14 protein-coding genes and 3 pseudogenes are annotated in these 18,208 nt (G+C 66.1%); 13 read left to right on the plus strand and 4 right to left on the minus strand.

The genetic code is table 11. From position 1 onward, the window contains the following. Nucleotides 1-44 precede the first annotated feature (44 nt). Nucleotides 45-950, minus strand: a complete 906-nt coding sequence (locus tag MHEC_RS22410) for a class I SAM-dependent methyltransferase (RefSeq protein WP_048890524.1) — start codon at nt 948-950, stop codon at nt 45-47. Nucleotides 951-1,178: 228 nt separating this feature from the next. Continuing rightward, entirely contained in the window at nt 1,179-2,078 is a 900-nt protein-coding gene (locus MHEC_RS22415) for an oxygenase MpaB family protein (RefSeq protein WP_048890523.1), read from the minus strand. An 80-nt stretch (nt 2,079-2,158) separates the two neighbouring features. Between MHEC_RS22415 and MHEC_RS22420 the strand changes: the two genes are divergently transcribed. After that, nucleotides 2,159-2,803 (plus strand): TetR/AcrR family transcriptional regulator, encoded by a 645-nt coding sequence (locus tag MHEC_RS22420; protein WP_048890571.1) that lies wholly within the window; start codon nt 2,159-2,161, stop codon nt 2,801-2,803. A 6-nt stretch (nt 2,804-2,809) separates the two neighbouring features. On the opposite strand, the gene MHEC_RS22425 is transcribed toward MHEC_RS22420, so the two are convergent. Then, entirely contained in the window at nt 2,810-3,385 is a 576-nt protein-coding gene (locus MHEC_RS22425) for a VOC family protein (RefSeq protein WP_048890522.1), read from the minus strand. Between the two features lie 279 nt (nt 3,386-3,664). On the opposite strand from MHEC_RS22425, the gene MHEC_RS22430 reads away from it, so the two are divergent. Both MHEC_RS22430 and MHEC_RS22435 read left to right on the plus strand, forming a co-directional pair. Further along, entirely contained in the window at nt 3,665-4,798 is a 1,134-nt protein-coding gene (locus tag MHEC_RS22430) for an alpha/beta hydrolase (protein ID WP_048890521.1), read from the plus strand. Between the two features lie 98 nt (nt 4,799-4,896). Continuing rightward, a complete protein-coding gene (locus tag MHEC_RS22435) occupies nt 4,897-7,095 on the plus strand; it encodes an acyl-CoA dehydrogenase (RefSeq protein WP_048890520.1) in 2,199 nt (732 codons plus the stop codon). A gap of 12 nt (nt 7,096-7,107) precedes the next feature. Here the strand turns inward: MHEC_RS22435 and fadD2 are convergent. Further along, nucleotides 7,108-8,780: pseudogene (fadD2, locus tag MHEC_RS22440) on the minus strand (long-chain-fatty-acid--CoA ligase FadD2). 47 nt (nt 8,781-8,827) lie between these two features. Between fadD2 and MHEC_RS22445 the strand changes: the two are divergent. The 10 genes and pseudogenes from MHEC_RS22445 (at nt 8,828) to MHEC_RS22490 (ending at nt 18,193) form a co-directional block, all read left to right on the plus strand. Next, nucleotides 8,828-10,069 carry a DNA polymerase domain-containing protein gene (locus MHEC_RS22445; RefSeq protein ID WP_048890518.1) on the plus strand — a complete coding sequence of 414 codons (1,242 nt, stop codon included), beginning with the start codon at nt 8,828-8,830 and terminating at the stop codon, nt 10,067-10,069. Nucleotides 10,070-10,094: 25 nt separating this feature from the next. Continuing rightward, complete coding sequence (locus MHEC_RS22450) at nt 10,095-10,679, plus strand: acyl-CoA-like ligand-binding transcription factor (RefSeq protein WP_048890570.1); 585 nt, start codon at nt 10,095-10,097, stop codon at nt 10,677-10,679. A 2-nt stretch (nt 10,680-10,681) separates the two neighbouring features. Then, entirely contained in the window at nt 10,682-11,659 is a 978-nt protein-coding gene (locus MHEC_RS22455) for an ABC transporter substrate-binding protein (protein ID WP_048890517.1), read from the plus strand. A gap of 107 nt (nt 11,660-11,766) precedes the next feature. Next, complete coding sequence (locus tag MHEC_RS22460) at nt 11,767-12,417, plus strand: 5-oxoprolinase subunit B family protein (protein WP_048890516.1); 651 nt, start codon at nt 11,767-11,769, stop codon at nt 12,415-12,417. A 10-nt stretch (nt 12,418-12,427) separates the two neighbouring features. Next, a complete protein-coding gene (locus MHEC_RS22465) occupies nt 12,428-13,345 on the plus strand; it encodes a 5-oxoprolinase/urea amidolyase family protein (protein WP_048890515.1) in 918 nt (305 codons plus the stop codon). Between the two features lie 10 nt (nt 13,346-13,355). Then, the gene (locus MHEC_RS22470; RefSeq protein WP_048890514.1) at nt 13,356-13,901 is read left to right on the plus strand and encodes a GNAT family N-acetyltransferase; all 546 of its coding nucleotides are present in this window, start codon (nt 13,356-13,358) and stop codon (nt 13,899-13,901) included. 135 nt (nt 13,902-14,036) lie between these two features. After that, a complete protein-coding gene (locus MHEC_RS22475) occupies nt 14,037-14,279 on the plus strand; it encodes a type II toxin-antitoxin system Phd/YefM family antitoxin (protein WP_048890513.1) in 243 nt (80 codons plus the stop codon). Further along, nucleotides 14,276-14,599: pseudogene (locus MHEC_RS22480) on the plus strand (PIN domain-containing protein); the annotation flags it as partial. The gene MHEC_RS22475 and the pseudogene MHEC_RS22480, both read left to right, overlap by 4 nt. Nucleotides 14,600-15,053: 454 nt before the next feature. Then, nucleotides 15,054-16,490, plus strand: coding sequence for an amidase (locus tag MHEC_RS22485; protein WP_048890511.1), 1,437 nt, complete (start codon nt 15,054-15,056; stop codon nt 16,488-16,490). A 298-nt stretch (nt 16,491-16,788) separates the two neighbouring features. Next, nucleotides 16,789-18,193: pseudogene (locus tag MHEC_RS22490) on the plus strand (nitrate/nitrite transporter). Nucleotides 18,194-18,208: the final 15 nt, after the last annotated feature.

An 18,208-nucleotide genomic window follows, 5' to 3' on the forward strand; every position in this document is an offset into this window, starting at 1 on the left:
TAAAGGCAGCCCAGTAAGTCCGGCCGCCTGCCGTGGGCACGGGCTTAGTTTTTGACCGCGCTGACCAGCGTATTGCGGGCGATCATGGGTCCGGCCTCGGTCTCTGGTCCCGGCACCGGTCGGCCCACTTCGCGCAGATAGTCGGCCAGCGGGGTGGCAACGGTGGTCCAGCCACGCTCTCCTAACCACCGGTCGGCCGGAGCGAACTGCTCGTTGTAGACCAACTGGAAAAACAGACGCTGCTCGCCGCGAGCGACAGCCGCGCGTTCTTCTTCGAGCTTGGCCGCAAACTCGGCGGGCGGTAGCGGCGCACCGTCTTCGACCGCGGCATGGCTGCCGGGGGCGGCAAGCGTGTCGATCCCGGTGAACAGCTGCCGCTGTGCGCTGGCCGGCAGGTAGATCAACAGGCCTTCGGCGATCCACGCCGAAGGCTTAGTGCGATCGAACCCGTTGTCGCACAGCGCTTGGGGCCAGTCGTCGCGCAGGTCGACGGCGACCTCACGACGCTCGGCTTGGGGCGTGGCACCATGGGCGCTCAGCACCTCGCGCTTGAATTCCAGGACCTGTGGCTGGTCCAACTCGAAGATGGTCGTTCCGTCAGGCCAGGTCAGCCGGTAGGCGCGCGAGTCCAGGCCGGCGGCCAAGATCACGATCTGCCGCACGCCGGCTTGGGCGGCGCGGCCGAAGTAGTTGTCGAAGTATTTGGTGCGGGCCCCTTGGAAGTTGACGAAATGTTCGCCGAAATCGGTCGTTTTCAGTGGATGTTCGGGCACCTCGCCGTCGAGCACGCCGGCCGCGTCGCCGCCCACCGCTCGGCAGAACACCTCGGCAAACGGGTCGACCGCCAACGGGTCAGGCTTTTGCGCCTCCAATGCTCTTGCGGTTGCCACGAATAACGCGGTCGAACCAACGCTTGTGGTGATGTCCCAGGTGTCTCTGTCGCTACGCACGCGATCGACCTTACGCCGTAGTGGTTAGCAGGGCTTCCGATCCCGGCCGGCGTGTGATGCCGATGCGCGTCACCAACTGTGTCAATCGCCGACGAACCGCGCGGGCCAGGCGCCGGCCGCGAGCGGGGTCCGTCCCCCGGCTCGGTGATCGAGGACGCGTTCGCCGCGAGCTCGCCGGCGCCAACGACAATGCCCGCCAGCCAACGGTCCGGGCGACTACTCACCGCATCAGACCAGCGGGCGACCCATCTTGATCCGCCGGTCCAGGTCCCACAGCAACACGTTGAACGGGAACTGCCGCACAAAGCGGGGCATGAGGCGGTTTACCGTGCGCAGCACGGCCATCAGCCGATCGAAACGCCGCTGCTTGGCGGCATCCCAGGGCAACCGCATCTCATCGCGGAACCGTTGCGGCAGAAAGCCGGTCGTAATCAACAGCGCCAAACTGTCCGACCAGCGCTGCAGCGGACCGGGCAAGGTCACGCCGGGCATCCGTCCCGCCGCAATCGGATACAGATAATCCCGCACAGCATCATCGATGTGCACCTTGTCGAGGGACTCCCGCCAGTACTTGTCAAAGGCCTCACGGTCCGGCGGCCACATCTCCGGTGGCACCTGCAATGTGGTGCCCAACGCCATCCCCTCGCGATAGTGGCGCTCGGCCTCCTCGTCGTCCATCTCGCCAACAAAGATGCGGTGCACGTCAACGGCGCCCTTGTACAGGCATGCCCCCACCCAAAGTTGCAACTCGGGGTCAAACGCGTTGTAGGGGACCGGACTCTCGGGTGTCGAGTACACCTGGGCGTGCGCGCGGTTGACCGCGCGGCGGAATGCCGCCTTCTGCGCCTCGGTGCCGGCGGTGGCCACGGCAAGATAGGTGAACGTGGTACGAGCACGTTTGATCGGATGCAGGTCCACCCGGCCGCTTTCGACCCGGCTTTCCATCACGCCGTACCCCACACCGGGACGCGCCAACTGCATGACCACGTTGGCGGGCCCGGCCAGCAGCGCCACTCCCATCAAGCCGTCGTCGAAACCGGAGCGCCGCGCATTTCGACGCGGCAGCCTCCCGACGGGCGGGTCGGCGATCGCGCGCTCGACGTGCTGGATGGATTCGCTGACCGACATTGCCCACCTGCTCGCAAAATGTGAGAACGCTTGTTTCCTGATATTGCCGCGCGCCGAGCCCCGATGTCAAGATGGTGCCCATGGCCGCCAGACCCGGATTAGCCGAATCCACGCAACGGCGGCCATACCGCGGCGTGGACGCCGCCGCTCGGCTCGCTCAACGCCGGCGACGGCTGCTCTCCGCTGGCCTGGATCTCCTGGGTTCCGACCATGCGTACGAATTGACCGTCCGCGGAATCTGCCGTAGCGCCGGCCTGGCCGCCCGCTACTTCTACGAAAGCTTTGCCGACAAAGACGAGTTCGTCGGCGCGGTCTTCGATTGGGTAGTCGCCGATCTGGCCACCACCACCCAGGCGGCGGTCGCGGCCGTCCCACCCCGTGAACAGACCCGCGCGGGCATGGCTAACATCGTGCGGACCATTGCCGGTGATCCCCGGGTCGGGCGGTTGCTGTTCAGCGTGCACCTGGCCAACGGGGTGCTGGTGCGCAAACGTGTCGAGTCCAGCGCGCTGTTCGTGATGTTGTCTGGGCAACACGTCGGCAGCGCGTTGCGGATGCCGGAAAACGACCGCATTAGGGCCGCCGCGCATTTCGTCGTCGGTGGGGTCGGTCAAACCCTCAGCGCGTGGCTGGCCGGCCAGATAGGCCTCAGCGAAGAAGAGCTCGTCGACCACCTGGCCTCGCTGCTCAATGAGCTCGCCGACCCCAGCCTGTACCGCAACTAGCTGTTGCTACGGCGCGGCGGGAACCCGCCGGTCAGCCGCGGTTTTCGGCACCGCTTGTGCATCGCTTTCGGTGAACTCCTTTGTCCAACAAGCGAACTCAAGCGTAATTCCGTCGGGGTCCTGGAAATAGAACGAGCGCACATAAACTCCGGGGTGCACCGTCGGCGAAACCTGCATCTCGCTTTCGTCGTGGTTGAGCACCGGGCCGACGCGTACCCCCTTCTCCTTGAGCCGCTGACGGTAGGCGTCGAATTTCTCGGCCGGAACATGAAATGCCAAGTGGTTCATGGTGCTGACCGCGCTGGTGATATCCCCGATCCCCGGAATGGCCGCCGGCGAGGAGATGCCGGGCACCCGATCCGGGGCGTCGGCGAACCAGAAGAACGCCACGCAGTCGCCGTTGCCGGCGTCGAAGAAGAAGTGCTGCCCCCGGCCGCCCGGCAGGTCCAGCGATTTGATCAACGGCATGCCCAGGATATTGCTGTAGAAGTCGACCGTGCGGGCCATGTCCGAACACACCAGCGCGACATGGTTGATCCCACTCAACTCGAATTCGGTGTTGGTGTTGTGCGGCTTGATCATCGCGGCTCCCGTCGGCTCCCGAGGCACAAGGCCGGACTTGCTAAGACCGTGGGCCCAAGTTACCACCGGCTTCGCCGGATTTCGGTGCCGTAACCTGCTCGAGGCCGCGATAATCCGTGGAACGCCACGAGAGGAGGCGCGGAATGTCCACGGTGTCCACGCTGTCGGCTAAGTGTCCGTGCTCGTTGACGCCACCGCGAGGCCCGCGCAGCACGGGACCGACGTCTGTGCGATTCCCGCCTTCCCATCGGGCCATCCATCGCAAGGAGGTGGGCTGAGATGACTCAAGCAGCGCGGACGCCGGGGGTAATCCGGGAGTTCATCGGGCTGCCTTCCCCCACCGCCCGGCGCGCTGGCGCCGGCGGGCACCCATGCCAGGGGCTGTATCACCGCGGGGTAGGTCGCAAGCCGAAGGTGGCCATGATCGCAACGCACTACCAAATCGACTTCTCCGAGCACTATCTGGCCGACTACATGGCCACCCGCGGCATCGGATTCCTGGGGTGGAACACGCGGTTTCGCGGTTTTGAGAGCAGTTTCCTGCTCGACCACGCACTGGTCGACATCGGTGTGGGTGTGCGCTGGCTGCGTGAGGTACAGGGCATAGAAACCGTTGTGCTGCTGGGTAATTCGGGTGGCGGGTCACTGATGGCCGCCTACCAGTCGCAGGTGGTGGAGCCGAACGTGACCCCGTTGCCGGGTATGCGGGCTGCGGCCGGGCTCAACGACCTGCTTCCCGCCGACGGCTATGTTGCCAGCGCCGCGCATCCCGGGCGCCCCGATGTGCTGACGGCGTGGATGGACGCGGCCGTCGTCGACGAGAACGACCCGGTTGCCACCGATCCCGAACTGGATCTGTTCAACGACCGCAACGGCCCGCCATACTCGCCGGAATTCCTCAGTCGCTACCGGGCGGCGCAGGTAGCCCGCAACCATGCCATCACCGACTGGGCCGAAAAGGAGCTGAAAAGGATTCGCGCGGCAGGATTTTCCGATCGGCCGTTCACGGTGATGCGGACCTGGGCCGATCCGCGCATGGTCGATCCGACCATCGAGCCCACCAAGCGTCAGCCGAACATGTGCTATGCCGGTGTCCCGGTCAAGGCCAACCGCTCCGCGCATGGGATCGCGGCGGAGTGCACCCTGCGCAACTGGCTTGGCATGTGGAGCCTGCGAACCGCGCAGACCCGGGCCCAGCCGCACCTGGCACGCATCACCTGCCCGGCGCTGGTGATCAACGCTGAGGCCGACACCGGTGTGTTCCCCTCGGACGCCCAACGCATCTACGACGGGCTGGGCAGCACCGACAAGACCCAGGTCTCGATCGACACCGACCACTACTTCACCACTCCCGGGGCGCGCAGCGAGCAGGCCGACACCATCGCCAAGTGGATCGCCAAGCGGTGGCGCTGACCTCGCCGGCGCAGGTACCCCCTGAAGCCGGCGGCCCCCGTGGTGAACCAACCGACCGGTTATTAGATTGAGGGGAGGTCACCGAGGGAAGGCGAACAATGCCGATCGCGATCAGTCCTGAGCATCAAGACCTGGCCGACTCCGTGCGCTCCCTAGTCGCACGGGTGGCGCCGTCGGAAGTGCTGCATGCCGCCATGGAGACCCCGATCGACAATCCCCCGCCGTACTGGCGGGCCGCCGCCGAGCAGGGGCTGCAGGGTGTCCACCTGCCGGAATCGGTGGGCGGTCAGGGTTTTGGGATCCTGGAGTTGGCGATCGTGCTGGCTGAATTCGGCTACGGGGCGGTGCCCGGCCCGTTCGTGCCCTCGGCGATCGCCAGCGCGTTGATCTCCGCGCATGACCCGCAGGCCACGGTGCTCGCCGAGCTGAGCTCCGGCGCGGCGATCGCCGCATACGCGCTGGGCCCTGGGCTCACGGCTACCCGGCACGGCGACCGGCTGGTGATTCGCGGGGAGGTGCGCGCCGTCCCCGCCGCAGCCGAAGCCGCTGTGCTGGTGCTGCCGGTGGCGATCGACAGCGGCGAAGAGTGGATCGTCCTGCACGCCGAGCAGCTGGAGATCGTCCCGGTCAAGAGCATCGACCCGCTGCGCCCGACCGCCCACGTGCGCGCCAATGCGGTCGAGGTCGGCGACGACGCGCTGCTGAGCAACCTGAGCATGACCGCTGCGTATGCATTGATTTCGACGCTGCTGTCCGCGGAGGCCATCGGGGTGGCGCGGTGGGCCACCGACACCGCGTCGCAATACGCCAAGATCCGCGAACAATTCGGTCGGCCGATCGGCCAATTCCAGGCCGTCAAGCACAAGTGCGCCGAGATGATCGCCGATACCGAGCGGGCCACCGCCGCGGTGTGGGACGCTGCCCGCGCGATCGATGAGGCACGCGAAAATAACTGGGACACTGCGAGTTCCGCGGTCGAATTCGCCGCAGCGGTGGCCGCGACCCTGGCCCCGGCAGCCGCGCAGCGCTGCACGCAGGACTGCATCCAGGTGCACGGCGGCATCGGCTTCACCTGGGAACACGACACGAACGTCTACTACCGGCGGGCGCTGATACTGGCCGCGTCCTTCGGTCGTCGCACGGATTACCCGCAGCGGGTGGTCGACACCGCGACCAGCACCGGGATGCGCAAGCTCAACATCGACCTGGATCCGCAGACCGAGAAGCTGCGCACCGAGATCCGCGCCGAGGTCGCCGCGCTCAAGGCGATGCCGCGCGAAGAACGCAAGGCGGCGATCGCCGAGGGCGGGTGGGTGTTGCCGTATCTGCCCAGGCCGTGGGGCCGCGCCGCCGCCCCGGTCGAGCAGATCATCATCGAGCAGGAGTTCAGCGCCGGGCGGGTCAAGCGCCCGCAGATCGGGATCGCGTCGTGGATCGTCCCGTCGATCGTGGCATTTGGCACCGAGGAGCAAAAACAGCGGTTCATTCCGCCAACCTTCCGAGGCGAAATGACGTGGTGCCAACTGTTTTCCGAACCGGGTGCCGGGTCTGATCTGGCCGGGCTGGCCACCAAGGCGACGCGTACCGAGGGCGGCTGGCGCATCACCGGGCAGAAGATCTGGACCACCGCCGCGCAGTTCTCCGACTGGGGGGCGCTGCTGGCCAGGACAGACCCCAGCGCGCCGAAACACAACGGGATCACCTACTTCCTGCTGGACATGAAAAGTGAAGGGGTGCAGGTAAACCCGCTGCGTGAGCTGACCGGTGGCGCAATGTTCAACACCGTCTTCATCGATGACGTCTTCGTGCCCGACGACTGCGTACTCGGTGAGGTCAATAGGGGGTGGGAGGTCAGCCGCAACACGTTGACCGCCGAGCGGGTGTCGATCGGCAGCAGCGAGGCACCGTTTTTGGCCAACCTTGACGAGTTCGTCGGCTTCCTCCGCGACGGCCAGTTCGACCAGGTCGCGCAGAACCGCGGCGGGCAGCTGATCGCCGAGGGGCATGCCGCCAAGGTGCTCAACATGCGCTCGACGCTATTGACGCTGGCCGGCGGGGATGCGATGCCCTCGGCCGCGATCTCCAAACTGTTGTCGATGCGCACCGCTCAGGGTTATGCCGAGTTCGCCGTGTCGACTTTCGGCACCGATGCCGCGATCGGCGACCCCGAGGAGCTGGCCGGCAAGTGGGGCCAATACCTGCTGGCCAGCCGGGCCACCACGATTTACGGCGGCACATCGGAGGTGCAGCTCAACATCATCGCCGAGCGGCTGCTCGGCCTCCCCCGCGATCCCTAGACCGGGCGCGGATCAGACCTGCATCTCACGCAGCTCACGCTTGAGGATCTTGCCGGTGGGGTTGCGCGGCAACTCGTCGAGGAAGATCACTTCCCGCGGCACCTTGTACTTGGCCAGATGATCACGCACGTAGCGCTTGATGGTGTCCTCGTCGATGTCGGAGCCTTGCTTCTTGACCACGAAGGCACGGAGCCGCTGGCCCCACTCCTTATCGTCGACCCCGATCGCGGTGGCCTCCGCGACGTCAGGGTGGCTGCTGATCAGGTCCTCGACTTCGGCCGGGAAGACGTTTTCACCGCCGGAGACGATCATTTCGTCGTCGCGACCGCTGATGTACAGCAGGCCGTGCTCGTCGAAGTAGCCCACGTCGCCGGAAGACAGCAGGCCGTCGATGATCTGCTTGCCGCCGCCGCCGGTGTAGCCCTCGAACGGGAAGCTGGTTCCCACGAAGATCCGCCCGACCTCGCCGCGCGGCAGCTCGTTGCCGTTGTCGTCGAAGATCTTGACCTTGACCCCTTTGACGACCGGTCCGGCGGTTGACGAATTGAACTGCAGATGCTTGGGCTCGGCGATCGTGGCGAACGCGACCTCGGTCGAGCCGTACATGTTGTAGACGACGGGGCCGAGTTCCTTGAGCGCGCGCTCGGCCAGGTCGGCGCCCAGCGCTGAGCCGGAGACGAACACGATCCGCAAACTCGCCAGGTCGGGCCTGCTCTCCAGCTTTTCCAGTGCGTCGAGCATCCTCGAGAGCATCACCGGAACGACGACGACGGCGGTCACCTTGTGCTTTTCGATGTCCTCGAGCACCACGGCGGGCTTGAACTTGCGGTGCAGGATCAACGTCGAGCCCAGGAACATCCCGATGGTGGCGTGCAAAAAGCCCAGGGCGTGAAACATCGGTGCCGGCAGCGACGTCACCTCACCGGCCTTGAACGGCACGTGCGACAAGATGCCGCCGATTGGCGCCAGGGTGGGCTGCGGGTGGCCCCCTTCGGGGTGCCGGTGGTGCCGCTGGTCAAGATGATGATCGACGAGTGCTTGGTGGCCTTGGGCGCCTGCTCCTTGCTGCTGCGCGCGATCAGCTCGGCCAACGTTTCGTCGGTGCTGACCGAGGGTTCATTGGAGTCGGGGTTGCTGCCCAGTGCCCGCAGCTTGCCGAGCGGAGGGTCAACTTTGCTGACATCGTTGGTGTATTCGTCGTCGTAGATGAGCAGTTTGGCGCCTTCGCGCTCGGTTACCTCCTTGATCTGCGGGCCGGAGAACGAGCTGTTGAGCAAGATGATGCGGGCCCCGACCCGCGCGCACCCGTACTCCGCAATGGAAAACCATCGATGATTGCGGGCCAGGATCGCGACCCCGTCGCCGCCGCGCACGCCCTTGCCGAGCAGGCCGTGAGCGACCGCGTTGGCCGCCTCGTCGAGTTCTTTGTAGGTCAGCGTGCCCTCGTCGTCGACGATCGCTGCCCGGTTGGGCGTGCGCCGGGCGTTGACGGACGGCAACATGCCGAGCTCGCCCCAGCGCCGGATGTCGGCGGCCATCGCCGCGTAGTTCAGTGGCGGTTCTAGCCGCAACGCTCCGGATTCGATGATTTTGCGGAGGTAGTGCAGTTCGGCCAAGCCACGATCGGCGTACTGCCTGGCCTTGGCCGCGGCATTCCAGGGCAGCAGGTCAGCGAGCTTAGGCATACGCCCACAATATGTGACCGGGGTCTCAATGAGGCGCGGAAATTACCATGAGCGGCATGGCCGGGCCGGTGTCGCTGGAGGTGAACGGACGCCGGGTCACCGTGACCCATCCGGACAAGGTGGTGTTTCCGGGGCTTGAGCACACCAAGCTCGATCTGATCCGCTACTACCTGAGCGTGGCCGAGGGCGCATTGCGGGGGGTGGCCGGGCGTCCGATGATCCTCAAACGATTCGTCAAGGGAATCGACCACGAAGCGATCTTCCAGAAGCGCGCGCCGGCCAAACGCCCGGATTGGGTGGACGTCGCTGAACTGCGCTACGCGTCGGGCACCTCGGCCAACGAAGCGGTCATCCGCGACGCCGCCGGGCTGGCGTGGGTGATCAATCTGGGCTGCATCGACCTCAACCCGCATCCGGTGCTCGCCGAGGATCTCGACCACCCCGACGAGCTGCGCGTCGACCTCGACCCGATGCCGGGCGTGGAGTGGCCGCAGATCCTCGATGTCGCAGCGGTCGCCCGCGACGTGCTCCACGAGCACGGGTTGACAGCCTGGCCGAAGACCTCGGGATCGCGGGGCTTCCACATCTATGCGCGCATCGCGCCGCGCTGGTCGTTTCGCCAGGTACGCTTGGCCGCCCAAGCGGTGGCCCGCGAGGTGGAGCGGCGCGCGCCCGATCTGGCCACCGCTCGTTGGTGGAAGGAAGAACGCCAGGGCGTGTTTGTCGACTTCAACCAGAACGCCAAAGACCGCACTGTCGCGTCGGCCTATTCCGTGCGCGCCACCCCCGATGCCCGGGTGTCGACGCCGCTGCGCTGGGATGAGGTGGCCGGCTGTCGCCCCGACGCGTTCACGATGACGACGGTGCCGAAGCGGGTCGCCGACATCGGCGACCCGTGGGCGGGCATGGACGACGCGGCCGGCGGGCTCGATGCGCTGCTTGCCCTGGCCGAGAAGTTGGGGCCTGCCGAGAAGCCGCCGAAACCAGCCCGCCGCAGCGCGGACGGACGCCGCGTGCCGACCATGCCCCTCATCGAGATCGCCCGCACCAAAACCAAAGACGAGGCGATGGCCGCGCTGGACACCTGGCGCCAGCGATATCCAGCGGCAGCCGACCGGCTGCAGCCTGCTGACGTGCTGGTCGACGGTATGCGCGGGCCCAGCTCGATCTGGTACCGGATTCGGATCAACCTCCAGCATGTGCCGCCTGATCAGCGTCCCCCGCAGGAGGACCTGATCGCCGACTACAGCCCGTGGGACGGATACACCGGCGCGCAGTGGCGCCGCTGAACCTGCCATGCGCGACAATTGCGGAATGCAGGCGACTGGGCAGGCTCTGGGTCTGCGGGAACGCAAGAAGCTCAAGACTCGCCAAGCGATCAGGCGGGAGGCAATCCGGCTGATCGAGGAAAACGGCTACGCCGCCACGACTGTCGAGCAGATCGCCGAGGCCGCCGAGGTGTCGCCTAGCACCTTCTTCCGGTATTTCCCGTCGAAGGAATCCGTGCTCCTCGCCGACGACCTCGATCCGCTGATTCTGGAAGCCTTCGCCCAACAGCCGCCCGAGCTTTCGCCCATCCAGGCTTTTCGTGGCGCTTACCGGGCGGTCATGGCCAACATGTCCGCGGAGCAACGGGAATTCGAAACCAGGCGCCAGCGGCTCATCTTCTCGCTACCTGAACTCAAGGCCGCGCTCTACGACGAGTATTTGCGCACCGTCACCGTCATCGCCGAAGCGGTCAGCCGCCGAATCGGCCGCGACCCAAGCGATTTCGACATCCGCGTCCTGGCTGGCGCTGCGACCGGTGCGATGATGGCCGCTTCCGATCGTGGCCCGGTCACGCCCGAACTGGCCTTCCGAGTCATGGACTTCCTCGAAGCCGGCATGCCGCTGAGGTAGCGATGGCAACCCAAATGAGTCGGCGCGCATTCCTCGGTGCCGCGGGTCTGCTGGCGGCCGGCGGCGCAGCGGCCTGTTCGTCGCGCCAATCCGCCCCGGGAGCCGGGAGTAAGCCCGTCACGATCAGCCACGTCTTCGGGAAGACCACCATCCCGGCCCCGCCCAAACGGGTGGTCAGCGCCGGATATACCGAGCAAGACGACCTACTCGCGGTGGGCGTGGTGCCGATCGCGGTGACCAACTGGTTTGGCGACCAACCATTCGCGGTGTGGCCCTGGGCCCAGTCCAAGCTCGGCGGCGCCCAGCCGGTTGTGTTGAACCTGGACAACGGAATACAGCTTGACCGCATTGCCGGCCTGAAACCCGACTTGATCGTGGCGGCCAACGCTGGCGTGGACGCCGACACCTACCAGAAGCTCTCGGTGATCGCGCCCACGGTCCCGCAATCCGACGGCGACGCATTCTTTGAGCCGTGGAAGGAGCAGGCCGCTGCGATTGGCCAAGCGGTGTTTCAAGCCGAGCAGATGAGGGCGTTGATCGACGGGGTCGACGCCAAGTTCCGCGGCGTCGCCGAACAGAACCCGCAATTCCGCGGCAAGAAGGTGCTCTTGCTGCAAGGCACGCTCCACCAGGACAGCCCGGTGGCGATGCTGCCCGGCTGGCGAACCGAGTTTTTGACCCTGATGGGTCTTGTCGTCGCCGACAGCGTCACGCCGTTCGCGGTCGATCAGCAGCGCGCGTTCATTCCGCCCGACCGGGTCAGGTCCGTCCTCGAATCCGCCGACGTGCTGATCTGGACCACCGAGAGCCCGGACGACCAGCAGGCGCTGCTGGCCAACGGTGATATAGCGGCCCAGCGTGCGCGCAGCGTCTTCACCACCAAGGATCAGGCCGGTGCGATCGCCTTCGCCTCGCCGCTCAGCTACCCTCTGGTGGCCGACCAGTTGCCCCCGCTGATCGCCAAAATCGTGGCCGCTTAGCGCTTTCCGCGGAGCCGCCGAGCGGTCGTCTGAGTGTTCGGTAAGGCACCTCTGGCAGTGCTCGAAAATTTCTCGTCGGGCGTCCAACCTGGGGTTACCGTCGAGTAATGAGCGTGGTAACAGACCTGATCGTGGCCGACACCGTACTCGACTACGGCGACCAAGCGCTGCTGTGGCAGTTCGACAGCAGCGCCGAGGTCCTAGCGGCCACGGCCGCGCTGCGCCAAGCCGCGCTGCCCGGTGTGCTCGACATCGTTCCGGCGGCCCGCACGGTGTTGGTCAAGCTCGACGGACATCGCTACCAGGGGGTCACTCGCCACCGGCTGCGCAGATTGCAGATCAATGCCCGCGCGATCGAGACCGCCCCGCCCGATGGTCGTATCGACACGGTGATAGATGTCGTCTACGACGGCGTCGACCTCGCCGAGGTTGCCGAGCGCACCGGGCTCACCACCGCCCAGGTCATCAACGCACACACCGCGACACCCTGGCTGGTGGGTTTCGCCGGCTTCATGCCGGGGTTTGCCTACCTGGTCGGCGGCGATCCGCGGCTCAACGTGCCCCGACGGTCGGAGCCGCGGACCTCGGTGCCCGCCGGATCGGTGGGCCTGGCCGGCGAATTCAGCGGCATTTACCCCCGCCGAGCACCGGGCGGATGGCAGCTGATCGGCCACACCGACGCGGTGCTGTGGGATATCGACCGCCCCAACCCGGCGCTATTGACACCGGGCATGTGGGTCCAGTTCCGAGCCGCATAGGAGAGCAGCCGTGACCACCCTGGAAATTTTGCGCACCGGACCGCTGGCCCTCGTCCAAGATCTCGGGCGGGTCGGTCTGGCTCACCTCGGTGTCACCCGTTCCGGGGCCGCCGACCGCCGCGCGCACAGGCTGGCCAACCGCCTGGTGGCAAACCCCGACGACCGGGCCACCATAGAGGTCACCTTCGGTGGATTCGCTGCGCGTGTCTGCGGCGGTGGCGTCGACATCGCGGTGACCGGAGCTGACACCACCCCGGCTGTTAACGGAATTGCTTTCGGCACCAACAGTATTCAGCATGTCCGTGACGGGGAAGTTATCTCGATGGGTATCCCGAATTCCGGGGTGCGCACGTATCTGGCGGTCCGCGGTGGGCTGGACGTGACACCGGTGCTGGGGTCACGCAGCTACGACGTGATGTCCGGTATCGGACCGTCGCCGCTGCGGCCTGGAGACGTGCTGCCCATCGGCGGACACACCGACGACTACCCCGCACTCGAGCAGGCCCCGGTCGCGGCGATCCAGCAGCATCTGGTCGAACTTCTGGTGGTGCCCGGGCCGCGCGATGACTGGCTGTTCGACCCCGACGCCCTGGTCCGCACGATCTGGATGGCTTCCGACCGCAGCGACCGAGTCGGAATGCGGTTGGAGGGACGCCCCCTGCGGCACCGCTGGCCGGATCGTCAGCTGCCCAGCGAAGGCGTCACCCGCGGCGCAATCCAGGTGCCGCCCAATGGCTTACCGGTCATCCTCGGGCCCGACCATCCGGTCACCGGCGGCTATCCGGTGGCCGGGGTGGTCGCCGCGGACGACATCGACAAGGTTGCCCAGATCCGCCCAGGGCAGTACGTGCGGCTGCATTGGTCGCGGCCGCGCTCGCCACGCGGTCCTGAACTGACTTCCGCTGCCGTCGGCGCGTCAACCTGGTAAACCGGGCAGTGTGCGCACCCAGGTACACACCGCCCGCCTGGTCCATACGGCCGACCTCGACACCGAGACGTATCGCAGCGCCCGCGACATGGTCAGCGCGGCGTTCGGCGGTGAATTCAGCGACACCGACTGGGAGCATGCGCTGGGCGGGATGCATGCCCTGGTCTGGCATCGCGGCGCGATCATCGCGCATGCCGCCGTCGTGCAACGTCGGCTGATCTACCGCGGCGCCGCGCTGCGCTGTGGCTACGTCGAAGCCGTGGCGGTGCGCGAGGATTGGCGCGGTCAGGGATTGGCGATCGCCCTGCTGGACGCGGCCGAGCAGGTGATGCGGGGTGCCTACCAGGTCGGCGCGATCAAGGCCTCCGACCGCGCCCGCCACATGTTCGCATTGCGCGGTTGGCTGCCATGGCGCGGCCCGACTTCGGTGCTGGCACCGACCGGGCCGACCCGCACACCCGAGGCCGACGGAACGGTATTCGTGTTGCCGATCGGCATCCGTCTGGATACCTCCGCAGGCTTGATGTGCGATTGGCGCGACGGCGAAGTTTGGTAGCAGGACGGCCAGCGCAAACCGCATGGGCGGCGGGTCAATTTAAGGTCAATTTGCGCACCGATCGCGAGGAATTTGGGCAAGTGATCCATGCCAGACGCGTCGTGGGGGCCAGCAGCCGGTGCTACGCTGTCGCACATGGAAGTCGGTGTGCGGGATCTGCGGAATCGCACCAGTCAGGTGATCGACGCCGTCAAGGCCGGCCAGCAGGTAACGCTCACGGTGCACGGCGAACCGGTCGCCGACATCGTCCCGCATCGGCGCCGGGTCCGTTGGCTGTCGGGGGACTTTCTGCGCACTGAGCTTGCTGAGCGTGCGGCTGACACGCAGCTAGCCGAGGAACTCGATGACCTTGTCGGTCAAACCCTCGACAACCTGTGACCGAGGTTCAGGCCGAAGTAGGTCTCCTGGACACCTCGATTTTCATCGCGCGTGAAAGCGGCAGAGCCATCGCCAAACTACCTAAACGCGTGGCACTTTCTGTCATCACGATCGGCGAACTGCAACTGGGTGTGCTCAGTGCGCGTGATCCGATTACCCGCTCACGACGCGCTGACACCCTTGCATTGGCACGTGCGGCCGATCCCATCCCAATCAGTGAAGCGGTGATGGTTTCGTGGGCCAGGCTCATCGTGGACTGCCGAGACGCCGGCCTGCAACGGGCGGTGAAGCTCACCGACACTCTCATTGCAGCAACCGCGATCGAGCACCAACTTCCAGTCGTCACACAAGATGATGACTTCGACCAGATTGCGCTGGCGTGCCCCGCCCTATCCGTGATCAAGGTGTGAGGCCAAGACGACACGGCCCGCTCGGGCCGACGTTGGCCCGAGCGGGCCGCCTGCAGCGCCATGGCGGGCCTTGCCCACGCCTGCTACCCCGATGATCGTCATCACGCCGGACCCCTCCAGCGCGGAAATAACCTTGGCCACTTCCGAATTGCGCGCGATGACCGACCACCTGAACTGGCACCGAAGTCGCGCAAGAGATGTTCACCGGGATCGACCGGCGTCATACCCCTGGGGGATTGATCACACCCCCCAGCATTTCGGTGGCGCTCGATCTGACGACCTGACCACCGTGGGCGGTGGCCATCAACCGGAAGCAACGGTTCGAGTGTCGATGATGCCTGCCAACTCGTGCTAAACAGGCCGCGTGAGTTCACTTGCCGATGACACCCGGTGGATGGATGCGGTCGACCAAGCCGCCCTCGTCAAGAAGGGCGAGGTGAGACCGCTCGAGCTGCTCGAAGCGGCGATCGAACGCATTGAGCGCATCGATTCCAAGCTCAACGCGGTCGTGATCCGCTGGTTCGATCACGCCCGCGACGTCGCCCGCGGTGATCTTCCGGAGGGGCCGTTTCGCGGCGTGCCGTTCCTCATCAAAGACTTGTTCGCCGGGTACGCCGGTCAGCGCATCAGCAACGGCAACCTCGCGTTCAAGAACGAGAACGTGATCTCCGATGCGGACACCACGTTGGTGAGCCGTTACCGCGCGGCGGGCTTAGTGATCGCCGGCCGGACCAACACCCCCGAGCTCGGCAGCGTGCCGACCACCGAGCCGGTCGCATGGGGCCCCACCCGCAACCCCTGGGACACCAGTCGGTCACCCGGCGGATCCAGCGGCGGCGCGGCCGCCGCGGTGGCCAGTGGCATGGTGCCGTTCGCGCACGCCAGCGACGGCGGCGGGTCCATTCGCATTCCCGCATCGTGTTGTGGACTGGTCGGTCTGAAGCCAAGCCAGGGCCGAACAACGCTGGGCCCGATCCGCGACGAAACTGCGCTGGGCGTCGAAAATTGTGTCAGCCGCACAGTGCGCGACACCGCGGCCCTGCTCGACGCTGTTCGAGGACCCGGCATCGGCGACACGGTGATAGCGCCGCCGCCGACACGACCCTATATCGACGAGGTCGGCGCCGAGCCAGGCCGGTTGCGCATCGGCCTGCTCGACCACCACCCGCAAGGCGGAGCGGTCGCACCCGAGTGCACGGCCGCCGCGCGGTCGGTCGCCGCATTGCTTGAGTCCCTTGGCCACGTGGTCGAGCAAGCATGGCCTACAGCGCTGGAAGACACCACGCTCAGTTCACGTTTCGCTGCTCTGTGGAGCACGAACATGGGCGTCAGCCTCCGGCGGTTCGAAGAGCAACTCGGACGACCCCTCGCCGAGGACGAATTCGAACCCATGAACCGCGTCCAGGCTGAATTCGCAGCCCGATTCAGCTCGATCGACTACGCGCTCGCACTGTCGGCCACCGCCCAGTTCCGCCGTTCGGTGCAGGCCTGGTGGGCCGAGGGCTGGGATCTTTTGCTCACGCCTACCGTGGCCGAGCTTCCGCTGCCGCTGGGAACGATCACCAACAACCCGGACCGTCCGATGGACGCTATTGACCGGGCCGGACAGTTCTGCCCCTTCACCCCGCCGTTCAACATGAGCGGTCAGCCAGCGATCAACGTGCCGGTCGAGTGGACCGACGCTGGGCTACCAGTCGGCGTGCAGCTCGTGGCGGCCTATGGACGCGAGGATGTCTTGCTGCAGGTGGCCGGCCAACTCGAAGCCGCCAAACCGTGGGCGCACCGAACCCCCGAGGTATGACCGCTGCTGGTAAATCCCGGCACCGCCAGCGTCACAAGCGCAGCAACGCACCGTCCTTGGCACCCAAATCGTCTGAGCCAACTTCCAATTCGACCGGAGGTAGAAGCATCCCCGCGCCACTTGGCGATGAGAATTACTTTGCCACAAGGCTTTTCATTCACCGTACCGGGTGCAACCCTGTTGATTTACGGCTGCACTTCCGACACGTCACATGGCGCGGGTCGCACTGTGATGTGAAGTTCACGCCCGGGTCACACCACAGCGCATTGAGGCAACACAGGGTTTTTAGCGTGGCCGCATGCCACGTTCACATCTGATAACCGACTGGGATCCCGAGGACAAAGTGGCCTGGGAGGCCGGTAACAAGAACATCGCCCGTCGCAACCTGATCTGGTCGGTGGTCACCGAGCATCTCGGCTTTTCGATCTGGTCGATCTGGTCGGTGATGGTGCTGTTCATGCCGCAGGCCGTCTACGGTTTCACCGCCGCCGACAAGTTCCTGCTGGGCGCGACCGCAACCCTGGTCGGTGCGTGCCTGCGTATCCCGTACACCTTGGCGACGGCGACGTTCGGCGGCCGCAACTGGACGACGTTTTCGGCGTTCGTGTTGCTCATCCCCACGCTTGGCACACTGTGGCTGCTCGCCCACCCCGGCCTACCACTGTGGATGTACCTGATGTGCGCGGCGCTGGCCGGATTCGGCGGCGGAAACTTCGCTTCATCGATGACCAATATCAATGCCTTTTACCCCCAGCGGCTGAAAGGGTGGGCGCTGGGCGTCAACGCGGGCGGCGGCAACATCGGGGTGCCCGTGATCCAAGTGGTCGGCCTGCTGGTGATCGCCACGGCCGGCAACCGTTCGCCCTACTGGGTTTGCGCTGTCTATCTGGTGCTGCTGGCCGTCGCCGGCGTGGGCGCCGCGCTGTTCATGAACAACCTCGAACAGCACAAGATCGACCTGACCGCGATGCGTGACATCCTCACCGAGCGCGACACCTGGGTCGTCGCGCTGCTCTACATCGGCACCTTCGGGTCGTTCATCGGGTTCTCGTTCGCGTTCGGACAGATCCTGCAGATCAACTTCACCGCCAGCGGCCAAACCACCGCACAAGCCGCGCTGCACTCCGCTCAGATCGCGTTCATCGGCCCGCTGCTGGGATCGGTTTCGCGCGTCTACGGTGGGAAACTCGCTGACCGCGTCGGCGGCGGCCGGATCACCCTGTACACCTTCGCCGGGATGATCCTGGCCGCCAGCCTGCTCATCGGCGTCAGCACCCTCGATGATCATCGGGCCGGTCCGGCGACCGCCACCACAATGGTCGGCTACGTCGTCGGTTTCGTCGCGCTGTTCGTGTTGTCGGGCATCGGAAATGGGTCGGTGTACAAGATGATTCCGTCAATCTTTGAAGCGCGCAGCCGCTCCCTGAATCTCAGCGAGCCAGCGCGCCAGCAATGGTCCCGCGCCATGGCGGGAGCGCTCATCGGCTTCGCCGGCGCTATCGGGGGCCCTCGGCGGTGTCGGCATCAACCTGGCGCTGCGACAGTCATATCTGACCAGCGGCTCGGCCACGGCGGCGTTCTGGGTGTTCGTCTCCTGCTACCTCGGTGCAGCCACGCTGACCTGGCTCAGGTACGTGCGCCGCCCGACACTGTCCGGTCTCCCGCATGCGGTGCCGGACGCGTTGGCGCCGGCATCAACCTAGCGCCCTGTCGGTGAA

Origin of the sequence: Mycobacterium heckeshornense (assembly GCF_016592155.1) — a bacterium.
Classification (GTDB): domain Bacteria; phylum Actinomycetota; class Actinomycetes; order Mycobacteriales; family Mycobacteriaceae; genus Mycobacterium; species Mycobacterium heckeshornense.

Bases quoted from the DNA above. Each gene is read 5' to 3' on its own strand.
- MHEC_RS22455 (WP_048890517.1), top strand. From the start codon at position 10,682: ATGGCAACCCAAATGAGTCGGCGCGCATTCCTCGGTGCCGCGGGTCTG.
- MHEC_RS22430 (WP_048890521.1), top strand. From the start codon at position 3,665: ATGACTCAAGCAGCGCGGACGCCGGGGGTAATCCGGGAGTTCATCGGG.
- MHEC_RS22415 (WP_048890523.1), bottom strand. From the start codon at position 2,078: ATGTCGGTCAGCGAATCCATCCAGCACGTCGAGCGCGCGATCGCCGAC.
- MHEC_RS22460 (WP_048890516.1), top strand. From the start codon at position 11,767: ATGAGCGTGGTAACAGACCTGATCGTGGCCGACACCGTACTCGACTAC.
- MHEC_RS22450 (WP_048890570.1), top strand. From the start codon at position 10,095: ATGCAGGCGACTGGGCAGGCTCTGGGTCTGCGGGAACGCAAGAAGCTC.
- MHEC_RS22475 (WP_048890513.1), top strand. From the start codon at position 14,037: ATGGAAGTCGGTGTGCGGGATCTGCGGAATCGCACCAGTCAGGTGATC.
- MHEC_RS22435 (WP_048890520.1), top strand. From the start codon at position 4,897: ATGCCGATCGCGATCAGTCCTGAGCATCAAGACCTGGCCGACTCCGTG.
- MHEC_RS22445 (WP_048890518.1), top strand. From the start codon at position 8,828: ATGAGCGGCATGGCCGGGCCGGTGTCGCTGGAGGTGAACGGACGCCGG.
- MHEC_RS22425 (WP_048890522.1), bottom strand. From the start codon at position 3,385: ATGATCAAGCCGCACAACACCAACACCGAATTCGAGTTGAGTGGGATC.
- MHEC_RS22420 (WP_048890571.1), top strand. From the start codon at position 2,159: ATGGCCGCCAGACCCGGATTAGCCGAATCCACGCAACGGCGGCCATAC.